The following is a 24,565-nucleotide window of genomic DNA, read 5'->3' as shown; positions in this document are numbered from 1 at the left end:
ATTTCCCTAATTGATAGTAATGTTAAATACAAATTCAGCTCTGATCTGCTGGTTATTCCGATTGGTATATACCAATGCCTGCCTTATCGTATACCGGTCGCCCACGGCCAGTCTGCTTGGATACTGCCCGATACTGAACGTAAATGTCGACGCATCATATTCGGAAAACAGGCGTGCATCAGTTCCCCAGGCGACCACATTTCCGCTTCCATCAAACCAGTGTCCGGGAACATTTGCCGTATAATTGTTAGTCAACCCTCCGTTAGCTTCAATGGCATAAAAAATGACAGAACTACCCATTAATGAACTTATTTCATCGGCTTCTATACCAAAAGCATCCGCTATCCAAGCACTAGACGCAGTCACCGTTGTCCCAGTATAGGCATCGGAAACTCTAAAAGACAGGTCGTACGTAAAGCGAATACCGTTATCTAAATCCTCGATAAAGGGGCCGTCGTCTGACAACGAGGCAAAATCCAAAACAAAGGTATGTGTACTGGCCAACACATTCAGGGTGGTTCCGGACGCTGTTTTTATGCCCGCGGTTTGGCACAAGATCCGCATATCCGGCAGATCGTTGCGGTCCACACGTATGCTTCCATCCGGAGCCGTCTGATCTGGCTCTCCTCTCACTTTTACATAATACAAATAATAGATATCTTGGTAAGACCATTGCCCTTGCGGCTGCCGCTGCTTTTGGTAAGCAAAACCATCAATAGCGGCATTATTGTTGATAAACGTATATGTCGTGTTTGCCGAGGCCAACGAATGTTCCCCGTCATTGTAAATGTAGGCGCGCACCGAATCAACGTCAAGTTCATCTAAAAACTCCGCGAATGCATACGTCGCATTTTCGTCAGCATTTAATACTGAATCCCGTTTATACTTGTAAAACCTGGATACCGAATAGTCTGACGGTACCCAAAACGTCTTAGCGTTATTAATTTCCTCCTGTAAACCAAAATGATCAATAATCATCAGTAAACTATCAAACATATGGTTTGGATGCGAAGCGAGGTAGTCGTAGGTATTTTGACTAACCTGAGCGTTATGCAATCCGTCATCGGTCAAGTATGATGCTTTCTGGCAGGCAGAAAATGCAATCAAAAGACCAATGCATGCTATAATTATGGTTTTCATAACCGTATTCTTTTTTAATTATAAATTCACTGTAGCCCAATAAGGCGTCTGGCGCAATAGCGGATTTTGATTCAACAGCGTTGGATCGAACGGCCAATAATATTTACCCTGATTAAAGTGGGCCGGCGTCATCTTGGCTTGTGGAAATTCAAAAATTCCGAAATGCTTGTACAAGCGGATCATGTCATAGTACCGGTGTCCTTCTAAAAACAATTCGCGAGCACGCTCATCAAAAATCGCTTTAATCAACGATCCTTGTCCGCTCCATGCGGGCAAATTGGCTTGCAACCGGACTTCATTCAATATCGCCTCTGCATCTGCGGTCTGCCCAATAGCCGCGAGTGCTTCTGCGCGAAGCAGCTTGATGTCCGAAAACCGAAACACCACGATATTATTTTTAAAAATAGGTATCGCGTTATTAGTCTCATCGCTGTAGGTTAGGTTTGCATATTTATGACAAATAACATACGTAGAGTTAATCGTCGTGTCAAAGGCAAATTTCAAGCGTTTATCTTCCGGCTCTGTAAACAAGCTTCTTATACGCGCTGGCGGTATGGTCAGCCTAGGAACGGTGATTAACCGATGATAAGGGTATACCAGCGTATAATCGCCAATTCCGACCCGAGTCCCTTCATTTGCCGCATTATGTGATATCTCAAATATCCCTTCAGCGGATCCCCCTTGATAAATATTGCGATATACGATGCTGTCTCTTGACACATAATAATATAAGCCACTCTGAATCAATGAGTCGGCAGCCGATGCTGCTTCTTGATAGTTTCCAACCCACGCCTGCATATGGGCTTCCAACGCAAAAGCGGCGCCTTTATTTGCCCGAACACCAAACTGACTAGAGACAGGATTGCGCCAATCTAACAGCCGCTTGGCCGTCTCCAAGTCGCTGCTACTCTGTGCGAGCACCTCTTCAGGCGTGGCAGCAGCATGGTTTTCCGCGTATATGGGTGGCACAGCTTCGGTGATGATGGGTACTCCCCCCCACACCCGGCCCATATAGAAATAGGTGAATGCCCTCATGAAGTACGCTTCTCCAAGGATATAGTCTCGTCTTGCCGGACTATCGAATAGCGCAGGATCCATGGTTTGCACGAACTCAATCACACGATTGGTCTGATCAATCACCCGATAAAAGCGGCTATAATTTCGCAGTCGGTACATAGCATTGTCCACATCGGATGGTGCGACAAACAAATTCCATTGGATATTTAATACTTGGCTAAACGGAAAGGTATTCGACGCCGAAAATTCATCTGAGGGTAAATCGCCGTATGCATAAAACGATATGCCACCAGCAAAATTAAACGCGGCCCTCAACAAGGCATACGTACCTGCCACCGCAGCCTCGGCATCATCCTGGGTTTTCCAGAAGTTTTCGTCGGTTGCCGCGCTTTTCGGTTCTAAATCTAAAAAGTCCTTGCATGATGACATGGCCATCATCGTACTTATGAGGTAGATAAACAAGTGTTTCGTTTTCATTTCTCTGCTAACTATAATGTGAAGTCAATACCAAATGTCCACTTCTTAGGGATGGGATAACCATTCCCTGTTGAATAACCATTAGGCTCAACGGCCTCTGGGTCGGGCACGGTAGACCAGGAAATAATGGCTATATTATCCATGACTGCGTATAAGCGAAGTGAGCTTAAGCCGAATCGTTTGGAGAAGGCCTGCGGAACATTATAACCAACTCGCACATTTTTCAAACGGATGAAACTCGCGTTTTCCACAAATGTACTGTTAGCAATGTGCCAGTTATCTACCGTATTACGGAATAAGGTAGGAAACTTGGCCTGATCGCCAGGTTGCATCCAAAAATCGGTCAGGTTGAAATCGCCGGAAATCGCCGAGTTAGGTCCCCAGGTGCTGAACAACGTCGCAGCGCCTGCATCCTGTAATCGATCTGATAAGTAACCGTTCCACAGCGTCCGGCCAAACACAAAGGTCGTCAAGGCCGAAAGTGACCAATTTTTATACGAAAACGTATGCGTCATGCCACCGATAAAGTCCGGATTGGGATCGCCCATATCTACCTTATCATTATCGTCTATCACATAGTCGCCATTCATATCCAGTCGCCGCGGATCCCCGGCTTGGTACTGCGTGCCTGTGCTTGACCCATGCCTGATGCGGTCGCCTGTCAACGGATTGACCGGTACATCCTCATTGGTCGAATACACCCCCTCTACTTTCCAGACCTTAAACGGATACAGGGGTTGACCAACATTGAGGGCGCGTTCCATCCATGGCGGACCAACTTTGATCTCCCTTCCACCATAAGGCAACCGGGTCACATAATTCCTGTTGTACGAAATATTAAAATTTGTGCTCCATTGGAAGGGCGAACGTGGAGACATATTACGGGAATTTATGGTAAACTCTACCCCCGAATTGCGCACACTGATAAAATTGGTGGAAATTGTCGAAAAGCCCGATGTTATGGGCATCTGCAGACCATAAACCAGATTTTCGGAATCCCGGATATAGTAATCAGCATTAATAGCAATACGGTCATTCAGCATATTGAAATCCACCCCAAGGTTTAGCTGAGGTGAACGTTCCCATTTAATACCTGCCGATGTTGCGGGATCGTTATAATTCGGATAGACGACATTAGTGCCATTATATGTAAATTGGTTACCTGTCAAACCATTATCCAACACCGAACCTTGATATGACCCGTTATAGGTCAACATGGTGTAATGCGCATACTCCGACCCCGGATCCCGGCCGGTCAGACCGTAGCTGCCCCTAATCTTAAAGTAAGAGACAAAACTGCCTAAATCCTTAAAGAAATCTTCTTCGCTCAGTGCCCAGCCCGCCGATATGGAGGGAAAAATCCCCCAGCGATTATCTGCACTATAGCGAGATGAGGCATCCATCCGGTAACTCGCGGAAATCAGATACTTGTCCTTATAATCGTAACCGAAACGACCGAAAATCGACATCCGGGAGCGTTCAGCAATCATGGAATTGCCGGATAGATTAGGACCGGAAGCAATACCGGTTATGGTTTTAATAGCCTCATTATTGTTGTTTCTGCCCCATAGGTAATTGGTGTTAGCAACATTTCTCTCCATACCGAAGCCCAACACTCCGCTCATAGTGTGGGCTTCGTTGAGCGTCTTAGCGTAATTAAAATAACTTTCCCATTCCCAGCGCCGGTTTTGGTTAACCCAATTCTCGGCGACATTTTGGTTACCAGTCAGCAAAGCCGGACGGTAAAGATCGCGTGTATTATTGTTTACGTTGAAAGAAAATTGCGATCGTAACGATAGTTCGGGAATAAAAAACTTCTGTATCGTACCAGCAACATTACCATTGATACTTGTTGCCCGGTCTTCATCCAGCAGGCCATCATACCGTCCGGTGTAGATCTGCCGTTCCAAATCCGCTATCTCCCAAAAAGAAGACGGGAAACCCCATGTCGAGAACGGGTATTTCGAGCCATCCCCCGAGCCATGCTTAGATTGGGTGAAACCAGCAAAAATATTTGTCTCAAATTGCAGGTTTTCAATGGGATTCATTTGCAAAAGGAGACGAGGGGTGAGACTTTGGTTAGCATAACCCATCATGACCCCTTCCTCGTAATAGTGCTGAGCCGAAAGGCGATACAAAAACTTTTCCGTAGCCGACCCAATACTGACGTTGACATTTGTAATGGGTGCTGACTGCAAAAACAACCCTTGCCAATCCGTAGCATTATTGAAAGATGGATTTAAACTATCAGTCAGCATTTGATGAATCTGACCGTTATAAAACCATTCATAATCACCACCGGCATACAACAGCGACATCTTCATTCGTCGATCCGCAGCACCAACCATAATCGGCTTCATTGCTGGGCGACTAGAGATGCCCGCATAAGCCGCGACACGCACTTCAGGGGTACCAAATGCAGGACGTTTAGTTTTGACGATGATAACACCATTTGCTGCACGGGCACCATATATGGAGGCGGCAGAAGCGTCCTTTAGAATATCCACAGACTCAATGTCATTCGGGTTGATGGCCTGCAACGGGCTAGCATCGCCATAGGCTGCGCGAATATCACTTACATCGTAAATGATCCCATCAATTACATACAATGGTGCCTGCAACTGATTGTCAGACAACCCAAGATTACTGGAGCCTCGTATATTAACGATGTTGTTGGTGCCCGGTTCACCCGAAGTGCTCAACACGGTCAACCCGGCGACACGTCCTTGAAGCATTTCGTCAAAAGTGGCATAAGGCGTGTTTTCAAAATCGCGCCCTTTCACACTGGAAACAGCTCCGGTCATTTTACGGCGCTGTACATCCTGGTAACCAACTATGACCACTTCGTCCAACGCGGCGGCATCTTCCTCCAGGATAACGTCCAAGTTTTTTGTATCGCTTGATACAGCATGCTCTTGCGGGTGAAACCCCACATACGAATAAACCAACGTCTTGCCCGATCCGGTTACACTAATGGTGTACCGCCCGTTCTCGCCGGTCACTACCGTATTTGAACTGCCTTTTTCTTTGACAGTCACACCCGCCAACAGTGTACCCTGCTGGTTTCTCACCACACCTGAGATCGGCACATTTTGTGCATAAACCTGTGCTCCGCACAAGTGACAGCACAACATGAATAGCATGCATGGAATCTTAATTGGATGCAGACTTTTCATAATTCGAAGATTTAGTAAACAAATAAAACATAGAATATAACTTAGTGTTAATAAGCAAATTGTTTTATCAGCCGTCATAAACAACGGCCAGCACCGCCTTCAATTGAATTGATTATAAATTGGTTATAAAACGTCTTTTTGACGCTTATTTATTAATCAAAAGTAAGTAACAACCCCCTTCAAAAGCAGCTGTATTTTAACCAATAAACATTTAAATTTAATCGGTTTCTGTCTTCAAGGCTTAAACTTGCCGTAGCCCCGCTTATTTTCGTTTAGGATCGGCAAAATAACCAAGTATGACTAGGATTGCCATGTCTAGCTACTAATGTCGCAACAGTGACCGCCCCTTTGCCATCGAGACTATGCCAAACGACAATATTGTCAAAAAGACAATTAAAAAAGTATACCAATCCCTATGCATCTCACTAAACGAATAATTTATAATACAGTAGTCCCCACCAATTTAATCTGATAAGGCCATTGCTCCTCCTTAGCGGTTTCGGCCTGCTGCCCACGCCTTCGCATCGGTATTGACCAATGCTCCTCAGGTGCGCCCATGACCACGAGCCATAGGTGTTTGGTTCCTTCTGGAACCTTGAATTTCGCTTTACCATCGGCAGCGGTCTGGATTTTACCATACACACGCTCACCGTTTTCCTTGTAAGCGACAAATCCGTAGCGCCACCCCGCATGCGCTACACGGTGTACGCTATACCCAGTGCTTCCAGCCAATTCTTTAAACTGCAGTTTAACAGTTGTTCCGGATTTGGGCACAGCTAACTCGATACCATTATATCCATAGTTTTGCGGACACTTGGCACTATCAATGCGGTACCAGCCATTGCCCACGTCAACCAATGATGTATGATGCTGATTTGCATATGGAGAAGCAACCTCCCGGATCCGGTCCATATCCCACGTAATAAACCGGCGACAGGCGTCGAATAGTTCATCGTTGAATGCTTGCTGTCCAATTCCCGTCAGCCGCTTGTACGTCATCACGGCGTCCTCTCCTTCACGGGATTCGCGCCATAGCCTTGCCACCATGTCCTTACCGTGGATACTGGACCAATATTCCAGCACATACGGTGAATGGTACATATTTGTCGGGTGTAGAAACGCATAATGCGTTTTTTCCATAAAACTTTTCAAGTGGTAGTTTTCAAAAGTCATCCATTCGGGATATACCTGCCACAGCATATACTGCGAGGTCATTTCGGCCATCGATCCCCCGGCTCCGTTGGCGCCATCAGCACGCACTAAAAACTGAAAGGAATGCCCCAATTCATGGGCAAACGTACCATATGGAGATTGGTTGATTCGCGCTGGAGGTGCCCAAAAAATCCCTACATGTTCAGATCCACCGCCAAAGGCCGTGCCCCCGCCATCTTCGCTGCCGATCACATATATCAGTATCTTATATTTATCCGACCACGACCTCCCCCGATCGGCAAATTTGAGCGTATCAATGAAATAGTTATAAAACCGTTCGCCTTCTGCCAACGCAGCGGCCAAATCAAACCGTTTTGCCGTATCAGGATTAGCCATGGGATCATCGCCATATTCTTTTGCCCAGAAGGCGGCAAAATTGGGGGTCTCTATCATCCGCTTGTAGCTGAATTCACTGCTGTCATTGCTATAGTCATTGCCTTCGGGTACACGGTATACCGTCTGGGGTATGTAGCGTTCCTTCTTTTGGATTGATTGACTATATGCGCTGTAGCTTAATAGCAATACAACCAAGACAGCGGTCGGCCCTTTCAATAAATAATTGCTACGTTTCATTTTCATACAGCTGCTCCGATATATTAAGGCGGCGTAAAGACCTCCTCGATTAGCTAAGGCGTAAACTGGTCAAAAACTAGCTAGGGAGCCTATCTTTTACAAAAGTAATATTGACACTTAACTATGACTAACCGGATATTAGCGGATATCACCAAAAATTTAACGGGTGGCAATTGCCTTTTGTCCTTCCCAAACCGGTGGTTCTACGTCGAGCAGGTGTTTTACAAAGAAATCCCGGCGCTTGCGCTCACCATACGGCCCACCCGATGTATGCCCCGCACCGGGTAGCACCACCAATTCATGTTCCTTGTTGGCTTTAATCAAAGCGTCTACAACCTGCATGGTAGATGCCGGATCGACATTGTCGTCCACCTCGCCCACGATAAGCATCAATTTGCCTTCTAATTTGTGGGCGTTCTCCACGTTGGAGCATTCAGCGTATTGCGGACCGATGGGGTAGCCCATCCATTGTTCATTCCACCACATCTTATCCATCCGGTTGTCATGGCAGCCGCAGGAAGAGACCGCTACTTTATAGAATTCAGGGTGGAACAGCACTGCGCCCGCAGCGTTTTGCCCACCTGCCGATGTGCCATAAATCCCTACCCGGCTAAGATCCATATACGAATACTTGGCTGCTGCTGCCTTCATCCACAGGATACGATCGGGGAATCCCGCATCCTTCAAATTTTTCCAACATACGTCATGGAAAGCCTTCGAGCGGTTTGATGTACCCATACCGTCGATCTGGACGACAATAAAACCCAGTTCTGCCAATGCGGCCATGCCTTGCTGTGTGCCGAAAGTCTTGGGCACAAATGAGCCCTGCGGCCCGGCATAAATATTCTCTATAACAGGATATGACTTTTTCGGGTCGAAATTCGACGGCCGAATGATCACGCCCCAGATATCCGTGGCCCCATCGCGCCCTTTCGCATGAAACACTTCGGGATACCTCCACCCGGTAGCCAACAATGCACTGGCATCGGCTTTCTCCAGCTCAAGCAGTATGTCGCCGTCTGTAGCGCTGCGAAGCAGCGATACAGGTGGTGCATCAACCCGTGAATAGGTATCTACAAAGGTCGAATAATCAGAAGAAAAAGTTGCCCGGTGATTTCCATCTTCCTTGGTCAACGGCATCATGTTGCTACCGTCAAAATTTATACGGTAATAATGGGTAAAATAGGGATCTTGCCCCGCCTCCCGGCCGCTTCCCGCAAAAATAACGAATCGCTTTTTCTCATCTACATGCACCACCTCTCTAACCACCCATTCTCCTTTGGTAATCTGATTTTTCACCGACCCCGTTTCTCCATCGTATAAATAGAGGTGATTCCAACCATCCCGTTCGGACGCCCATATGATTTCCTTGCCATCGTTGATATCCATCCGGTATCGCTTGCCACTATATTCAACAAACGTCTTGCTGGTCTCTGTGATCAATGGCTTCACCGAACCGTTGCCGGCATCCATGGCAAACACTTCATACCGTTGATGTCCCCGCTGGTTGTATTCAAACGTGAATGCCCTGCTGTCCTTGCGCCACTCCAACCGGGAGATACTGTACTGGTTGGGAATCAATGACGGATCTACCGCAAAAGACTGTTTACTTTCTATCAGGAAAAGTACAGGTTGGTTTTGCGGCAACGCATCGCCAGGTTTTAGGTAATTGCGCTCTTGCAAAATAGGTTGCAATTGCGTGCTTGGCGAAGATTCAACAAAATAAATTTTCCGCTGCGTATTGGGCCTTACTTTATTTACGGCCAGTTTTTTTGAATCCGGCGACCAGGCAATCATTGGCGAATAGTGGTGGCCGAGCGCCCCGTCATAGCTCAACTGTATCTCTTCTCCTTTGTCGTTTCTGCGGCGGATATATACGTTGTAATTTTTGATGTACGCCACCCAGTTGCTGTCAGGCGAAGGGGTTTCCCGGACACTGCCATCATCGGAATCGCCCCAATAACGGCCGCTGCCTCGGCCCCACCGCGGCGGCTCGGGCTTCCTCCCCGTGTCCAAAACCTTGTAGTCCGCCAAGCTTGCACTCCATATTTTCCCAAATGCATCAAATTCAATCTGATTAGCCGATTTGAAGACGATGTTGTCGAACGGAAGGCTGTCAGCGTCAATCTTTTCGCCGCTAACCGCCTGCAACGCGGCAGCGATCCGCCCATGGTCAAAGGCTTCGCGCTTTTGCCGTTTGGATGCATCCACCAACATGAACCGCTTGCCTTCGGGCGTATTGTTTGCATACCAGAATTGTTGCTGGTTTTCCAGCCACGAAAAACGGGTCGGCGAATAAAAAACTTTGTCTTTTGTCGTTTCGCCAAACGCCGCGGCCCGGCGGTAATCTTCGGCGGTTCCTTGAGCATGGAGCTGTGTACAAACAGCAGCGCTACTTATGAGGAGTAAAGAAAATATACAATGGCGGAGTATGTTCATAACTGTCAAAAAGATTTACGAAGTAGGCCTTTGCAGGCAATCCAAAGGGAAGTCACAAATATAAAAATGGCGTTAACAAAACGACTAACAGCATATTGCTGGATTTGAAGCAAAAATTAACCAAAAAATCATGGCAACCACCGATTATACACCGCTCAATATAGCGCTGCGTCCAACAATTGTATGCTCCCGCTTCCATCTGTGCTTTCCTTGAAATACAGCCGCCCTTTTAGTTCTACTGGAAAATCCGAATACGGTACCGCTTCTTCCTTCATGACTACCTCAATCATCGGCGGAATCCCGTCCTGCCCGCAAAACATACATTGCATGATCGGCAATACCGACAACATAAACCACTTGTGGGTTCTGCCGCTTTCAATGGGGATAACGTAACCAGCCAAATTGACTACCTTGTTATTCAACGCGCGGATTTCAGCCGATAGGTTGGTGCTAAATGTTCCATTGCCGTTGCCACTATTGGTTGCATTGTTAATGGCTCGCCAAGTTGCATTCATCATCCCCTCATGGAGGATCTGTCCGTCATGTGACGACTGGGCCAATCCTTGCTGAAGCGATAGTCCACAAATAAATAGCAGAAATAGCTTTTTCATTTTTTCTGCATTTATTCCCAAAACGGTGCCTGTTCGTAATAGCGCCAGCTGGTTTTGAAATCTTTACTAAGCTTTTGGTCGGTAAGGATGGCGCGTACCATTTCCACCGGCATTGCATTTAGCCGCAACACCTTATCGTGGAATTCCTTTAATCCCATTTTGCCACTATCCACAAGCTCCTGTTTAAGCCCTGAAAACTGCAGTCCGCCCATCATATAAGCCAGCTGATAAAGCGGTGTGATGCGTAGACCAAAAGACCTTCTCACTTCGGCCTCAGCGTTAGCCCGTTCGAACACCACCCGGTCCACAAGGAAATCAATGCATTCCTGGGGTGTCCATTTGCCCAGGTGGTAGTTGAGGGAGAAGATCACGCGGGCACACCGGTGCATCCGCCAGAACAACATGCCCAGCCTGTCTTCCGGGGACTGCGGAAAGTCCATGCTATAAAGCAAAAACTCCCAGTACAACGCCCATCCCTCCGTCCAGAACGGGGTGCCAAACGACCGGTAACTGCGATAGCGATTATTCATCATCCGCTGGTAATGGTGCCCTACTATCGATTCATGGTGTACCGTTGCCCTGGAAAAATGCGGGTTGTTCCCGCGCATGCTCATCATCCGGTCTTCCACTTCCATCGTGTTGGTAGGATAGGATATACTGATCGACGTACCGCCCGTGAAAAACGGGTTGACCAGCTGCCGTTCGGGCGACATCATCCGCAAGCCCCAGACTTCTTCGGCCAGGGGATCAATCGTCACCATGTCATGCCCTTTGATGAAATCCATGGACTCATTAAACAAACGGCGGATGAGCGCAGGCTTTCCGCCCGCTGGTACATACGTTTGTTTGACCTTCTCTTGCGCGGCCTTCCAATCGTCTCCGAAGCCCATCTCCCGCGAAGCTTTGAGCGCTTCTGCATCGCACCATTCAAATTCCTTCATCGCGATTTCGATGAGCTCCTCGGGCGTATAGGGAATGAAATTGTACCGCAAAAGACTGATTAATTCATCCCGGCCAACGGGTTTCCCTACGATACCGCTGTCATCCATCTGCAAACGGCCCGCAGTCAGCTTCTCCCGGAAATCATTGGCGTAGCCGGTCAGCGCTTTAGTCAGATTTTCATAGGGCATCGGCATCCACCAGGTGTACAGCGGATCGTAGCCATTATAAAACTCATACGAACTCCGCAACGCGCTTTTCAACCCGGTAATGATGTTGTCTGCCGTGTATACATTAAGCACGCCGAGGCTTTCATCTGCACGCAGCCGCGCGCGAAGCGACTGTATTTCTTTCGTAAAAGCAGCGTAAAGCAGCGCCAACGCCTCCGAATCGGGAACCTGGCTCCCGTCCCGCCGAAACCGCTCAACGTCGTATATCTTCTCCGCAAATGGAAACCACTCCGATACCTTCGCCACTTCATCAGCTTCCATTTTCGACAGCCGGAGATTCTCCTCGCGATCGCGTTTGAACAGAATATAGTCTACCTTACACTCTTGTGGAAGACTTTCAAAATCGATTTTGGCCAGTTTTGCCAAATAATCCTTATCCAACTGCTCAAACCGTGCACGGCGTTCCGGGGAATACTCCACCACATAGGCAATCCGCAGTGATGCCAGATCTTCATTGTAATTTGTAATGAGGTTGGGCATGACCTGGCAAGGCACGTATTCGTCACCTTCCTGCCCTTGCACCACATGGGATAGGCATGACACCAGCAAAATAATCAGCATCCATTTCGTCTTGTTTCTCTTCATATCAATTTGTTTATGATGATCGTAAAAATTGACAACCGCCTATTTGACGCTATCGTAAAACCGCCAATTCGTCCTAAATTCCTTCGCCAAAGGTTGGTCGGTAAGGATCGCACGTATCATTTCCATCGGCATGGCGTTCAGTTTAATGATGCGGTCATGGAAATCACGGTAATTTAGCTGCCCGCTGTCTACCAGCTCATTTTTCATATGCATCATCTGGATACCCCCCAGCAGGTATGCTATCTGATAGAGTGGTGCACCCCGCGTCCCGGCACTCAACGGTCCCCTGATTTCACTTTCCGCATTGGCCCGCTCATGGCCGACATGATCGACCAGATAATCGATACATTGTTGAGGTGTCCATTTCCCCAGGTGAAAGTTTAGCGAGAAGATAATGCGTGCACAACGGTGCCTTCGCCAAAATAGCATGCCTATTTTGTCTTCCGGCGTTTGAGGAAACTTTAAATCCCACAACAACAGTTCCCAGTACAATGCCCACCCTTCCATCCAGAATGGCGTGGAAAATTCCGCGCGGTATGTCCGATATCGGTCGCGCATGAAATACTGCAAGTTATGTCCCGGAATGAGTTCATGATGAACCGTAGCTCGCGAAAAGTGCGGATTATTGCCACGCATGCTCATCAACCGCTGATCGATATCCATGGTATTGGTGGGATACGATATACTAATCTCCCAACCTCCGGTAAAAAACGCCGTATACCGCTGCCGCTCGGGCGTCATCATGATCATCCCCCAGGTCTCTTCCGCCAACGGCGGAATGGTTATCAAATCGTGCGCTTTAAGAAAATCGATGGATTCATTATAGAGCCGCAATATCACCTCAGGCTGTTTTCCCGGATCGACGTACCGGTCCTTTACATATTCATTGGCCTTTCTCCAATCGTCACCAAAACCCAACTGCCGTGAGGCCTTGATGAGTTCCTGATCACACCATGCCATTTCCTTTTCGGCAATTTCATAAATCTCCTCGGGCGTGTACGGTATCATTTCATAGGTGAATAGTTTGACCAACTCATCGCGCCCCACAGGCTCCCGGGAGACAATCCCATTGCTATCTGGCGGTGGCAATTTCGACTCAAACTGGACTGAAAACCGGTTAAACATGCTATCCAGTTGTTTGAAAGGGCGCTCCGCCCACCAGGTGAAAGATGGGTCATAACCGTTGTAAAACTCATACACATTGGTCAACGCTGTCCGGAAACCTGCAATGGCCTGTTTTGCGGTCAGTATTTCGCCAGTAGTAAACCGGGCATCGCTTTCGACCAGCTGGCTGCTAAGCTGCTTGACTTCTTTGGTCAGGTTGTTCCAATACAGCGCAACACGCTTGGCATCCACGCTTGCACCTCTTCGCCGTGTTTTCTCCATCGCATAAACCGAATCGGCAAATGGAAACCAAGTACTCACTTTTGTGAACTCGTCCTCCTCTTTTTGGGCAAACCGGAGGTATTCATTCAAATTCCGCTGAAAAAGGATGTAATCCACTTTGCATTCCTGATTCAATGCATCGAAATCCAATTGTGCCAAAAACTTTAAATAATCGTTATACAAAGCGACCAACCGCGCTCGCCGCTCGGGCGACATCGTCACCACATAAAATCGGTTAATGGCCCGCCGATCGGCGGCAAATTGCTGGATAAGATGGGGGACTTCCTGGCATGGCACGGCGGAAAGCTCTTGCCGGGCATTCGCCGGAAAGCTGGTCATGAGGAGCAGAACCGCTACCAGTTTTTCTTTCATTTTCATGGTATTCATCATCTTTCGCCATTCCTATTTACGGCTGATCCCACCATACGCGATCAGTCAACATTGCACTATGCTGCGGCTGTGGATTGGTAGACACTTCATTGAGCGGGTAAAGAAATCGCCTGGGAATAGCTGACAGCGCATTTTCAACGGGCTCCATACGGGGGAAACCGGTCCTCCGCCAGTCATTGAAATTCTCGGCAGAAAGAAAGTTGGCGATTTTTTTGTCCTCCATGATACGCGCTAACGCATTTGCAGCGGTAAGGGGAAGCCTTGTCTCCAGGTAAGCGTGTACATCAGTATCATCTCGGGACAGCCCCATCTGTTCCATATTGACGATGATAGCCTCGCGGAAAAGCGGCTCGGCAGCCTCATGTCCCGAGACAATAAGTGTGGCTTCGGCGCGGATAAATAACGCTTCCGAATAGGTTAGCAAATGGACACTTGCATGCTGGCTACCATAATAACTACCCAATATGGAATACGACTCCAGGTTACCGATACCTTGTTGCCCCAGGGGCCTTCCGCGGTATTGGCCATCACTTCTTGCTGGTGCAACCAATAGTGGAAGGCGGGGATCCGCACGCGATACAAGTGTATCGACGGCATTGGCCGAAAGTACAATCGTCTCAATGGGCAACATACGAGTAAACCACCGGCTTTGCGTACCCGCGCCACCCGGATAGCTGAACGCCATATTTTCATCGTTGCTCCCATAACCTTGTTCAAGTGCCTGTAAAGCTTGGGTAGCCTGTTGTGACGGTGTATAACCAGGAGCCTTGGTAAGGTGCATATAGAATCGCGCTTTTAGTGTATATGCCGCCTTCACCCAGTAGCCCATGTTTCCTCCGAAGAAAAAATCATCATTACCTGGTGTCAGCCCGGTAGTCCTATTGATGTCAGCAATCCCTTCGTCCAGCAACTGCTGGATGGATTGATAAATGGATTCTTGCGAATCATAGGCAGGATTAAAGTTATTTTCCCCTTGCAGACTCTGCGAATACGGCATGTCGCCCCATACGGCTGTACCCAACCCGAGACAATAGGCCGTCAGTATCTTGGCGATGCCCGAATAATTGAAGTTTTGACGTTCTTCAGCTTGTTGCCTTAAAAGCGCTAAATTTTTCAGACAGGTCGCATACAACGCCGTCCAGGTCGCATTGAACTCATTGGGCACCAGCAGATACGTTCCATGATTCGGCACAGGTTGATTTAAGGCAACATTTTGCATGAAGTAGTTGACAAACAATGTGCCGTCGCCTGCGGTCAAATTATGCGCGATTTGATAACATAATGGCGCAAGCAGGAGCTTCTCATCCACAGCGGTAGGCGCATTCGGGTTTTCGTTGACATCTATAAAGTTTTCACATCCAGCGCACAGCACTGCGGCGAAAATGAAAGAAAATATATACGTTTTCATGATAATGAATTTAAAATGGAAACCATCCGTTAAAAGGTTACGGAAAGCGTAAAATTATATGATCTGGACGTGGGCACCGAGTAGGCATAGACCCCTTGCGAACCGTTGGAAGACCCGTAGCTGCTTACTTCCGGATCAGATCCGGTAAAATTCGGCGCATAAATCCAAAGGTTCCGTCCAGTAGCGCTGACCGACACCGAACTGAAGGGCGTTTTATCCATCCATTTGCCAGGAAGCTGATAACGGATGGAAGCATTACGTAGCTTCAGGTACGTGCCATCTTGGATGACCGACTCATAGATCAGGTTCAATCGTTGATAATAGTCCTGTGCCTGCACCTCGACCGTATTTTCCTGATTGTCCACCACGCTAATCCCCGGAATTACCCGCGGCTCCCGGTTTTCGGTTACTTTGGGAGTGCCATAGAAATATCCATAGCGGTCATCCGAATTGAAAATGTCGCCCCCCTTCTTAAAATCAAAGAAAAAATCGAAGGAAAGGTTGCGATACCTAAAGGTGTTCGTAATACCCGCCAGCCACTTGGGCTGTATATTACCAATGATTTGAAGTACGTTGCTCACCACCGGCAAACCGCTGGCATCGATCATGATCTGATTTGCTTCATTGCGTTGATAGCCGTAATTGTAGAACACACCGTACGGCTGATCCAAAAATGCCCAAGTCTGGCCAATCTGCAACCGATCTTGATCACCGTATATTCTGGTCACCTTATTCCTTATCCGTGAAAAGTTGATGGTCATATCCCATGAAAAGTTGGCATTTCTTACCGGCGCGCCATTGACAATCAGTTCCACGCCTTTATTGGTCATGTCTCCGGCATTGAGGGTGGTAGAACTGTATCCTGTTGCCGGAGAAATCGGAATATTCGAGGTCAACAACTCAATGTGATTTCGATCGAAGTAACTGAATTCAAACCCGAGCCTATTTTGCATGAATTGCATCTCAAGCCCCAGTTCATATTCCTTTGTCTTTTCGTTGACCAAATTGCGATTACCCAGTGTGTTGCCCATTAAGAAGCCACTTCGGTTGTCGAAAGGGAAATTGCCTGCAATCTGGAACGGTGTCTGCAAACTATATGGACCGATGTTGTCGTTACCCACAACGGAATAGGAGGCTCTTAGCTTACCAAAGGTGATAGCAGGCATATTCAACAGCTCTGAAAAGACGAACGATGACGAAATCGACCCATAGGGGTAATAGCGGTTGCCCACATCAAGTACTGAACTGCCATCATAGCGGCCCGTAAGGGAAAGATTCAAAAACCGCCTGAACTCGATATTTGCTTGGCTATAAAAACCGACCTTACGTTGAAGATAGTGGTTTTCTGTACTTACCTGTCGTTCCGAATTGCTTACATTCCTGAAATTTTCAATCGTAACTCCCGTCCCTTCGATTTGAAAATTCTGGCTATAGGTTGATAAGATGTTGTTGCCCAGCATAAGGCTGACATCCCAGTCTTCTCCGAATTGCTTCCGGGCTTCGACAATCAAGTCATGGTTAAACTGCCGGAAGTTATTGTTCCGGTCGCGTATCACCCCCTGGGTCTGCAAAGTATTGCTCCTTGCTTCATAATACTTCGTTTGTTCGGCAAAGACGTCGGCGCCGATGCGCTCAGTCACCGTCAGCCACGTAAACGGCGTATAGCTGAAGGTAGCCACAGGAAGAAACCGATGTATGGTGGAAGTATTATTGATATTATCCAACACCCAATACGGATTATTGCGGGAAAAACGGAACATCCGTTGGTTGCCATTCTCGTCTACATACGGCAGTGGATTCCAAGTCCTTGGTGCCGTATATATCGTCCACAGCGGACTTTCCAACCCATAGCCTTCTGGCACACGGTCGGAAGAAGAAGTGGTGTAATTCAACTGAATGGTACTTGAAAATTTATCCGAAATCTCCGTGGTATACTTGGCAAACATGGAATGCCTGTCATAAGACGATTTCGGCACCACACCTCCTTGGTCGACAAACGAATAAGAAAGGAAGTAATTTGACCGCGCACTTCCGCCGTCGATGCTCAACGAATTGGTTGCCGTTTTGCCTGTTTGGAAGAACTCCTCCATTGGATTTCTATTATAAGTTACTTGGCCCCTAGCCAACAGTTCGGCTATCGGAGGTCCCCAGACATTACTTGTTTTACGTTCGTCTCCGTCATAGTACTCCCCGCGGTCGCCCAGCGCATAGCGCTCCTGCATTTCAGGAAGTATCGGACTTTCGAGTGAATATTGCGACGTAAACGAAACCGTTGGCCGTCTATCTTTCGCCCCATTCTTTGTCGTAATCATCACCACCCCCCTCGCAGCTTTAGAACCATACAATGCAGCAGCGGCCGATCCTTTTAGTACGTTGACCGATTCTATGATAGCCGGGTCGATATCCGAAATCCGGCTGATGCCTGCACCAGGCCCAGCGTTTCCACCCTCGTCGTTGTTGATAGGCACACCGTCCAGCACAATCAATGCTTCATTGTCGCCCAGCAGCGAACTTGTCCCCCGAATAACAATACGCGATGAGCTGCCCGGTTGCCCGGTCGATGACGTAATCTGGACGCCCGAAACTCTTCCAGTAAGTGCATTCAGCACATTCGGCTCTTTCGTATTGCCGATTACTTCGCCGCCTACTTGCTGCGTGCTATAAGTAAGCTGTCGGCGTTCTCTTTTGATACCCAATGCCGTCACCACTACTTCATCCAAATCCGTCGATTCACTCAGCAACCTAATTTCATAATAATCCCTGTTGTCAACAGTAAATCGATAAGGCTCATAGCCTATCGCCGTTATCAGCATATTCGTGCCCAAGCTCGAAGTGAGGGAAAACGATCCGTCTTCGCCGGTCTGGGTTGTCGTAGTGGCACCTTCCACTTTGACCGTGACGGCCGGAATCGGCGTTCCTTCCGTTGAAACCACCTTGCCCGTGATGGTTTTTTGTTGGCCGCGGGCGACCAAACCCTGCGCGGCGCATAAAAAAATCAGTAAAATAATTCTTTTCATCATGTTTCGATTTTCATTTGACATCGTATATACCACCGAAAAAGTCAACACGTACCGCCACAAGGCGAACATGTTGCGCGATTACTTCCCTGCCTCGTTTAAATGGGTTGTGTATAATTGGTTATCATGTCAATAAGACACCCGTCTTACAAATATAATAGCGGGCGAAGGGTCAAACTAACCGCATATTGGCCAATACAAGCTAAAATTTCACCGCATCTAACAAACTGACCCATAAGCACAAACACAAAAAAAAGGCTGACGGGAACCGCCAGCCTAACACAATATCAAAAAACATCCACCTCAAGGATTTACAGGCAATGCACGCTTGCGAATCAGGTAATACACCGGGATGCCCAGGAGGGCAATAATAATCCCCGGCCACGTATAGTTAGGTTTATAAATTACCATCAGTATGATAAAGGCAGTTCCCATCATGATGTAAATCATCGGCAAAACGGGATAACCAAATGCCTTGTACGGTCTCGGTGCCTCTGGCCTTGACTTACGCAGCCTAAAGATACCGATGATACAGAGCACATAGAATATCACCACGACGCTGGAAATCATATCGAGTAAGTCGCCGTACTTGCCGCTCAGGCACCATAACGATGCAATGATACATTGCAACCATAACGCAACACCCGGTACGGCAGACTTGTTTAGTTCACCCACCTTCTTGAAGAAAAGCCCATCCTGAGCCATCGAATAGTATACCCTGGCCCCCGCCATGATAAGCCCATTATTGCAGCCGAATGTTGAAACCATAATCATGATGGCGATAATGGTGATGCCCACGGGACCGAAAATTTCCTGGGCGGCCGTCATCGCTACACGGTCTTTATCTGATGCGGCCATCTGTTCCATCGTGAGCACACCCGTGTACATCAAGTTGGTCAACAAGTAGACCACGGTAACGATGATGGTACCCAACGCCAGACTCAGGCCTACATTGCGCCCGGGATTTTTTATTTCCCCGGCCACGGAGGATGAAGCATGCCAGGAATCACTGCTGAAGATGGCACCCACCATGCCTGCCGCAATAGCTCCCAGCGCCGCAAATGTCGTATAATCGGCCAATGAGCCGTCTGCGTTCAGTCGCTGTAAATTCCACGCATTCCCTGACAACCAGTTAGCTTGCCACACGTCACCGTTGAACGCAAACAAACCGAAAAGGACCAAACCCAACAGACTGACAATTTTGACGACCGTGATGGACGTTTGTACGGCCTTACCACTGTTTACTCCGCGGGTATTGACCATGGTGAGCAATAGAATCACCACAATGGAAACCAGCTGAGCCGACGAAATTTGCAGAAAACCGAAGTCCATCAAAATGACGTCTTCATCCAGCGCGGGAATCAGGTATGCCGTGAATTTGGCAAATGCCACCCCCACCGCGGCAATCGTTGCGGTTTGTATCACGGTGAAGAATGTCCAGCCGAAGACAAAACTCACCAGCGGATTATAGGCCTCGCGTAAATAGATGTACTGCCCACCCGCTTTGGGAAACATCGCGCTCAGTTCGCCGTAGCTCAGTGCGGCGGTGAGCGTCATGAATCCAGTGATGAGCCAGACCGCCATTAACCACCCCGCGCTGCCGGTATTGCGGGCAATATCGGCACTGACAATAAATATACCTGAGCCGATCATGCTTCCGGCCACCAGCATCGTGGCATCCATCAGTCCTAATGACGACTTAAAGCCTTTATCCGTTGTTGTATTCATCCTTTCGTTTTGGGTTGATTGTCCGATCAATTACTAAAATCGTAAAATTTCCAGCTACTTTTAAAATCGCGGCTCAGCTTCTGATCCGTGAGCGTCGCACGGAGCATTTCGATGGGCAGATAATTTTCTTTGATAACACGGTCATGAAACGCTTTATAGGTCATTTTGCCTGAATCAACCAACTCCTTCTTCAAGCTCCACATTTGCAGTCCGCCCGTAAGGTAGGCCAGTTGATAGAGCGGGCCATAGTTGGCCTCGAAGGACCGTTTCACTTCGCCGTGGGCGGTGGAGGGCTCATGCCCTACGCGCTCCACAAGGTAATCCACGCACTGCTGCGGTGTCCATTCACCCAAGTGATATTTGATGGAAAAGGTAATACGCGCACAGCGGTGCATGCGCCAAAATAACATACCAATGCGTTCCTCGGGCGTCTTGGCGAAACCAAGGTCGTACAACAGCAGCTCCCAATAGAGTGTCCAGCCTTCCGTCCAAAACGGCGTCCGGAATGCCTCCGCACGATAGGGTTTGTACCGGCTATTCATGAAATATTGGAGATGGTGCCCAGGTACCAGCTCGTGTTGTACGGTGCCACGTGAGAAATAGGGGTTATTTCCCCGCATGCTCATCAGCTTGCGGTCGTGGCTCATGGTATTGGTTGGATAAGACACCATGATGTTGCGCCCGCCCAGAAAAAACGGACTGACCAGCTGCTGCTCGGGCGTCATCATGATCATCCCCCATGTCTCCTCCGAAAGCGGTGGCATGGTCACCAGATCGTTTGCCTTGATGAAATCATTGGCATCTTTATACAATTTGATAATCAGCTCGGGCTGCTTTCCCGGAGCTACATAACTGTTCTTTACCTTTTCCTGCGCCGCTTTCCAGTTGTCGCCAAAGCCCATTTCGCGCGACGCTTTCAGCAATTCCGCTTCGCACCAGGCAAATTCTTTATCCGCCAGCTTAAGCAATTCCTCCGGCGTGTAAGGAATCATGTCATCAAGCAACGCCTTCGCAAACGCTTCCCGGCCAATGGGCTTACCGCCGATATTACTACCATCATCAAACGGCTTGGCGTTGCTCTTGCTGCCGATCCGTTTGGCATACTCCTGCAATGCGGTATCCAACGCTTTATAGGGTTCAGGCACCCACCAGGTAAACAACGGATCATAGCCGTTATAAAAATCGAACGCGTTTTTCAGTCGTGCCTTTAAATCTTGCACTACACCAACCGCATAATCCGCCAGTTCGGCATCTATCGGCTCTTCCTTTTCCAGTGCGCCATGCACCTGCTGAAGTTGCTGCAATGCGCCGTGCAACGAACCAGCTATTGCCTCGCCATCTACTGTCGTACCCCGGCGCCGAAGCTGCTCAAACACATAAATGGAATCTGCAAACGGTATACGTCGGACAATTTTCTGGTAATTACTTTTTTCCGCCGCCAATGCCTCTTGGCTTCGCTCGATTTTGCGTTTCAATAAAATATAGTCTACTTGGCCATAAATACTGAACGCATTGAAGTCAAGCGCCTGCAATTGGTCCAAATATTCCTTGTTCAATGCCTCCAGCCGGGCCAGCTGCTCAGGCGAATGCACGGACACACCACCGCCCCGTCCGAAAGACGAAGCCATCGGCCCGTAAAAATACTCGATGGCACGCACATCTTGGCCATATTGCGTTACAAGACCGGATACTTCCGTGGCTTGTTCGTATAAACTGGATAATCGGTCGTTCAGCTGCGACAAGGCAGCCAAAGGAAGACCGGTGGCAAGCAACGCCACGAAAAAACAGTTAAGTAGTCGGTACCTCATAGCAAAAGTCAGTTACAAAAAACGCCCGCTCCGAGTCAATTAGCGACAGGTATATAATCAATTATTCGGTTAGCAGTCGGCAAATATAAGTGTTGGCAAGCAAATATGTATAGCAGCATATTAACCTTTCTTACCCTAATTTGCGCCGGGCGTGTAACATCCTTATGGCAAATGCCAGACCTGCCTTCAGCCCTTCACTGATTGATAGACCAGCAGGGCGGCAGCCAAGTCTTCAACAGCCAATCCCGCCGATTTAAAAAGTGTTATTTCCTCAGGCAGCGTTCTACCGGGGTGTATTCCCTTGCACAGCTCCGCGATATCGGCCCGCACATCGCCAGGCGCCAGTACACCACGGGCAATGGGGATGGCCAGCTCCCCGGTTTCGTGAAGCGCCCCTTCGCGGGAATCGACAAAAACACTACTCCTTTGAATTGCTTGGTCATCCGCCTCCCTCGTTTTCGGCGTATGTGAGCCGATAAGATCGAGATGCGTACCGGGCTTCAGCCATGCTCCTTTGATAAGTGGCAAGGGCGATAAGGTCGCGCATGAGATCACATCGGCTTCGCGGACAGCCTCCTCCAAATCATAAGCAATTTCAACGCGATACCCCCGGCCGGCCAGGTGGTCTGCAAGCGCGCGCGATTGCTCAGGATTTCGCGCCCAAACAGCCATACGTTGATAGGCCCGCACTACGGCATGGGCCTGCACAAGATGCTGAGCCACTTTTCCCCCGCCAACGACCAACAAGGACTCCGCATCGGCGCGAGCCAGAAAGGAAGCGGCAAGCGCCGACGTACAAGCCGTACGCCGTGCGGTGAGCGCAGCGGCATCCAGCTGCGCCAGCGGTACACCTGTGCCGGCATCCATCAACATATAGCTCGCATGTATCGCCGGCAGCGCTTTACCGCCGTTTGCCGGGGCGACCACCACCTGCTTAACTCCCAGGTAGCGGTCATTCCAAACCGGCATCAAGATAAGCGTATTTTCAACACCTTCTTCCGTCTGATAAAAATGGTGATGCCGTACCGGCATCGTATAGCTGGATTGGAAGATGGCATGCAGGGCGTCGATCAACGCCGGATAGTTCAAGGCCGCCGTAACTTGATCCTTGGTAATTTGTATCATACCGGACAAAGGTAAATGCATTGCCCATCTATGGGCTAACGGAAATTAACCGTTGTTGAATCGATTTTAACTTCAATCCTTGAGTACTTCCCTTGTGATGACCATCCGTTGGATTTCCGAGGTACCTTCATAGATTTGGGTAATCTTGGCGTCGCGCATCAGGCGTTCGACGTGGTATTCTTTTACGTAGCCGTAGCCCCCATGAATCTGCACCGCTTCGACGGTAGTTTTCATCGCCACCTCGGAGGCGTAGAGTTTGGCCATGGAAGCAGCCTGCGCATAGGGCTGGTCCTGATCTTTCAACCAGGCAGCCTTTAGGCAAAGCAACCTTGCCGCTTCTATCTGAGTGGCCATATCAGCCAACTTGAACTGGATAGCTTGGTGCTGGGCGATGGGTTTGCCAAAGGTCTGACGCTCCTTGGCATAGTTCAGTGCCAGCTCATACGCGCCGGAAGCAATACCCAGTGCCTGCGCCGCAATGCCGATACGCCCGCCTTCGAGTGTCTTCATGGCAAACTTAAATCCGAAACCGTCCTCCCCGATGCGATTTTCCTTGGGCACTTTTACATCGCTGAAATGGAGCGAGTGCGTATCTGACCCGCGGATGCCCAGCTTATTTTCCTTGGGCCCAACCGTGAATCCCTCCATTCCTTTTTCCACGATGAACGCGTTGATGCCCCGGTGCCCCTTTTCGGGATGGGTTTGGGCCATCACCAGGTACGTGGAGGCGGTGCTGCCGTTGGTAATCCAGTTTTTGGTGCCATTAAGCAGGTAATAATCGCCCATATCCGCAGCCATGGTACGCTGTGAGGTGGCGTCTGACCCCGCTTCGGGTTCCGAGAGGCAGAATGCGCCGATGTGCTCCCCCACAGCCAATGGCTTTAGGTACTTCTCTTTCTGCTCCTCTGTGCCGTATTGTTCGAGGCCGTAGCACACCAACGAATTGTTGACCGACACCACCACCGATGCAGACGCGTCAATCTTCGAAAGCTCTTCCATCACCAATACGTACGATACCGCATCAAGCCCTGCGCCGTTGTATTGGGGGGCGACCATCATCCCTAAAAAGCCCAGTTCGCCCAGCTTCTTGACCTGTTCGGCAGGAAAGCGCTGTTGCTCATCGCGCTCGATGACGCCGGGTTTCAACTCGTTTTGTGCAAAGTCCCGAGCGATATCCCGGATCATTCGTTGTTCTTCGGTGAGTTCGAAAATCATAATTGACAGGCTCCTTACGAAGCAAATATAACAAAAATGCTATGCTCGCATAGCAAAACCATGTTGGATTTTCGGGCCCGGCACCGGGA

Annotated in this window: 14 protein-coding genes; all 14 read right to left on the bottom strand. The window is 48.7% G+C overall.

The features are described 5' to 3' along the window. Positions 1–6: 6 nt before the first annotated feature. Positions 7–1,140, bottom strand: a complete 1,134-nt coding sequence (locus JHJ32_RS01730) for a DUF4859 domain-containing protein (protein WP_200119442.1) — start codon at positions 1,138–1,140, stop codon at positions 7–9. An 18-nt stretch (positions 1,141–1,158) separates the two neighbouring features. Beyond that, the gene (locus JHJ32_RS01725; protein WP_200119439.1) at positions 1,159–2,634 is read right to left on the bottom strand and encodes a RagB/SusD family nutrient uptake outer membrane protein; all 1,476 of its coding nucleotides are present in this window, start codon (positions 2,632–2,634) and stop codon (positions 1,159–1,161) included. Between the two features lie 11 nt (positions 2,635–2,645). Next, complete coding sequence (locus JHJ32_RS01720) at positions 2,646–5,810, bottom strand: SusC/RagA family TonB-linked outer membrane protein (protein ID WP_200119436.1); 3,165 nt, start codon at positions 5,808–5,810, stop codon at positions 2,646–2,648. 438 nt (positions 5,811–6,248) lie between these two features. Beyond that, a complete protein-coding gene (locus tag JHJ32_RS01715) occupies positions 6,249–7,601 on the bottom strand; it encodes a DUF6055 domain-containing protein (protein WP_200119434.1) in 1,353 nt (450 codons plus the stop codon). A gap of 153 nt (positions 7,602–7,754) precedes the next feature. Continuing rightward, entirely contained in the window at positions 7,755–10,034 is a 2,280-nt protein-coding gene (locus tag JHJ32_RS01710; protein WP_200119432.1) for a S9 family peptidase, read from the bottom strand. Between the two features lie 155 nt (positions 10,035–10,189). Further along, positions 10,190–10,645 carry a hypothetical protein gene (locus JHJ32_RS01705; RefSeq protein ID WP_200119430.1) on the bottom strand — a complete coding sequence of 152 codons (456 nt, stop codon included), beginning with the start codon at positions 10,643–10,645 and terminating at the stop codon, positions 10,190–10,192. Between the two features lie 11 nt (positions 10,646–10,656). Further along, the gene (locus JHJ32_RS01700; RefSeq protein WP_200119428.1) at positions 10,657–12,399 is read right to left on the bottom strand and encodes a DUF885 domain-containing protein; all 1,743 of its coding nucleotides are present in this window, start codon (positions 12,397–12,399) and stop codon (positions 10,657–10,659) included. A gap of 39 nt (positions 12,400–12,438) precedes the next feature. Beyond that, positions 12,439–14,163: a DUF885 family protein gene (locus JHJ32_RS01695; protein ID WP_200119426.1), complete on the bottom strand. Its 1,725-nt coding sequence runs from the start codon at positions 14,161–14,163 to the stop codon at positions 12,439–12,441. 28 nt (positions 14,164–14,191) lie between these two features. Next, positions 14,192–15,583: a SusD/RagB family nutrient-binding outer membrane lipoprotein gene (locus JHJ32_RS01690; RefSeq protein ID WP_200119423.1), complete on the bottom strand. Its 1,392-nt coding sequence runs from the start codon at positions 15,581–15,583 to the stop codon at positions 14,192–14,194. A 29-nt stretch (positions 15,584–15,612) separates the two neighbouring features. Further along, positions 15,613–18,603 carry a SusC/RagA family TonB-linked outer membrane protein gene (locus JHJ32_RS01685; RefSeq protein ID WP_200119421.1) on the bottom strand — a complete coding sequence of 997 codons (2,991 nt, stop codon included), beginning with the start codon at positions 18,601–18,603 and terminating at the stop codon, positions 15,613–15,615. 300 nt (positions 18,604–18,903) lie between these two features. Continuing rightward, positions 18,904–20,328 carry an APC family permease gene (locus JHJ32_RS01680; RefSeq protein WP_200119418.1) on the bottom strand — a complete coding sequence of 475 codons (1,425 nt, stop codon included), beginning with the start codon at positions 20,326–20,328 and terminating at the stop codon, positions 18,904–18,906. A gap of 26 nt (positions 20,329–20,354) precedes the next feature. Further along, positions 20,355–22,136, bottom strand: a complete 1,782-nt coding sequence (locus JHJ32_RS01675) for a DUF885 family protein (RefSeq protein ID WP_079714903.1) — start codon at positions 22,134–22,136, stop codon at positions 20,355–20,357. A 186-nt stretch (positions 22,137–22,322) separates the two neighbouring features. Then, the gene (locus JHJ32_RS01670) at positions 22,323–23,261 is read right to left on the bottom strand and encodes an ornithine cyclodeaminase family protein (RefSeq protein WP_200119415.1); all 939 of its coding nucleotides are present in this window, start codon (positions 23,259–23,261) and stop codon (positions 22,323–22,325) included. A 72-nt stretch (positions 23,262–23,333) separates the two neighbouring features. After that, positions 23,334–24,476, bottom strand: coding sequence for an acyl-CoA dehydrogenase (locus JHJ32_RS01665; RefSeq protein ID WP_200119413.1), 1,143 nt, complete (start codon positions 24,474–24,476; stop codon positions 23,334–23,336). Between the last annotated feature and the right edge of the window lie 89 nt (positions 24,477–24,565).

The organism is Parapedobacter sp. ISTM3 (genome assembly GCF_016533505.1).
In the GTDB taxonomy this organism is placed as follows: domain Bacteria; phylum Bacteroidota; class Bacteroidia; order Sphingobacteriales; family Sphingobacteriaceae; genus Parapedobacter; species Parapedobacter luteus.
This window is presented reverse-complemented; position numbering and strand designations above follow the sequence as displayed.

Excerpts from the sequence above, each read along its gene's own strand:
- JHJ32_RS01690 (WP_200119423.1), bottom strand. The coding sequence starts at position 15,583 with ATGAAAACGTATATATTTTCTTTCATTTTCGCCGCAGTGCTGTGCGCT.
- JHJ32_RS01675 (WP_079714903.1), bottom strand. The coding sequence starts at position 22,136 with ATGAGGTACCGACTACTTAACTGTTTTTTCGTGGCGTTGCTTGCCACC.
- JHJ32_RS01665 (WP_200119413.1), bottom strand. The coding sequence starts at position 24,476 with ATGATTTTCGAACTCACCGAAGAACAACGAATGATCCGGGATATCGCT.
- JHJ32_RS01685 (WP_200119421.1), bottom strand. The coding sequence starts at position 18,603 with ATGATGAAAAGAATTATTTTACTGATTTTTTTATGCGCCGCGCAGGGT.
- JHJ32_RS01730 (WP_200119442.1), bottom strand. The coding sequence starts at position 1,140 with ATGAAAACCATAATTATAGCATGCATTGGTCTTTTGATTGCATTTTCT.
- JHJ32_RS01715 (WP_200119434.1), bottom strand. The coding sequence starts at position 7,601 with ATGAAAATGAAACGTAGCAATTATTTATTGAAAGGGCCGACCGCTGTC.
- JHJ32_RS01710 (WP_200119432.1), bottom strand. The coding sequence starts at position 10,034 with ATGAACATACTCCGCCATTGTATATTTTCTTTACTCCTCATAAGTAGC.
- JHJ32_RS01725 (WP_200119439.1), bottom strand. The coding sequence starts at position 2,634 with ATGAAAACGAAACACTTGTTTATCTACCTCATAAGTACGATGATGGCC.
- JHJ32_RS01705 (WP_200119430.1), bottom strand. The coding sequence starts at position 10,645 with ATGAAAAAGCTATTTCTGCTATTTATTTGTGGACTATCGCTTCAGCAA.
- JHJ32_RS01720 (WP_200119436.1), bottom strand. The coding sequence starts at position 5,810 with ATGAAAAGTCTGCATCCAATTAAGATTCCATGCATGCTATTCATGTTG.
- JHJ32_RS01695 (WP_200119426.1), bottom strand. The coding sequence starts at position 14,163 with ATGAAAATGAAAGAAAAACTGGTAGCGGTTCTGCTCCTCATGACCAGC.
- JHJ32_RS01670 (WP_200119415.1), bottom strand. The coding sequence starts at position 23,261 with ATGATACAAATTACCAAGGATCAAGTTACGGCGGCCTTGAACTATCCG.
- JHJ32_RS01680 (WP_200119418.1), bottom strand. The coding sequence starts at position 20,328 with ATGAATACAACAACGGATAAAGGCTTTAAGTCGTCATTAGGACTGATG.
- JHJ32_RS01700 (WP_200119428.1), bottom strand. The coding sequence starts at position 12,399 with ATGAAGAGAAACAAGACGAAATGGATGCTGATTATTTTGCTGGTGTCA.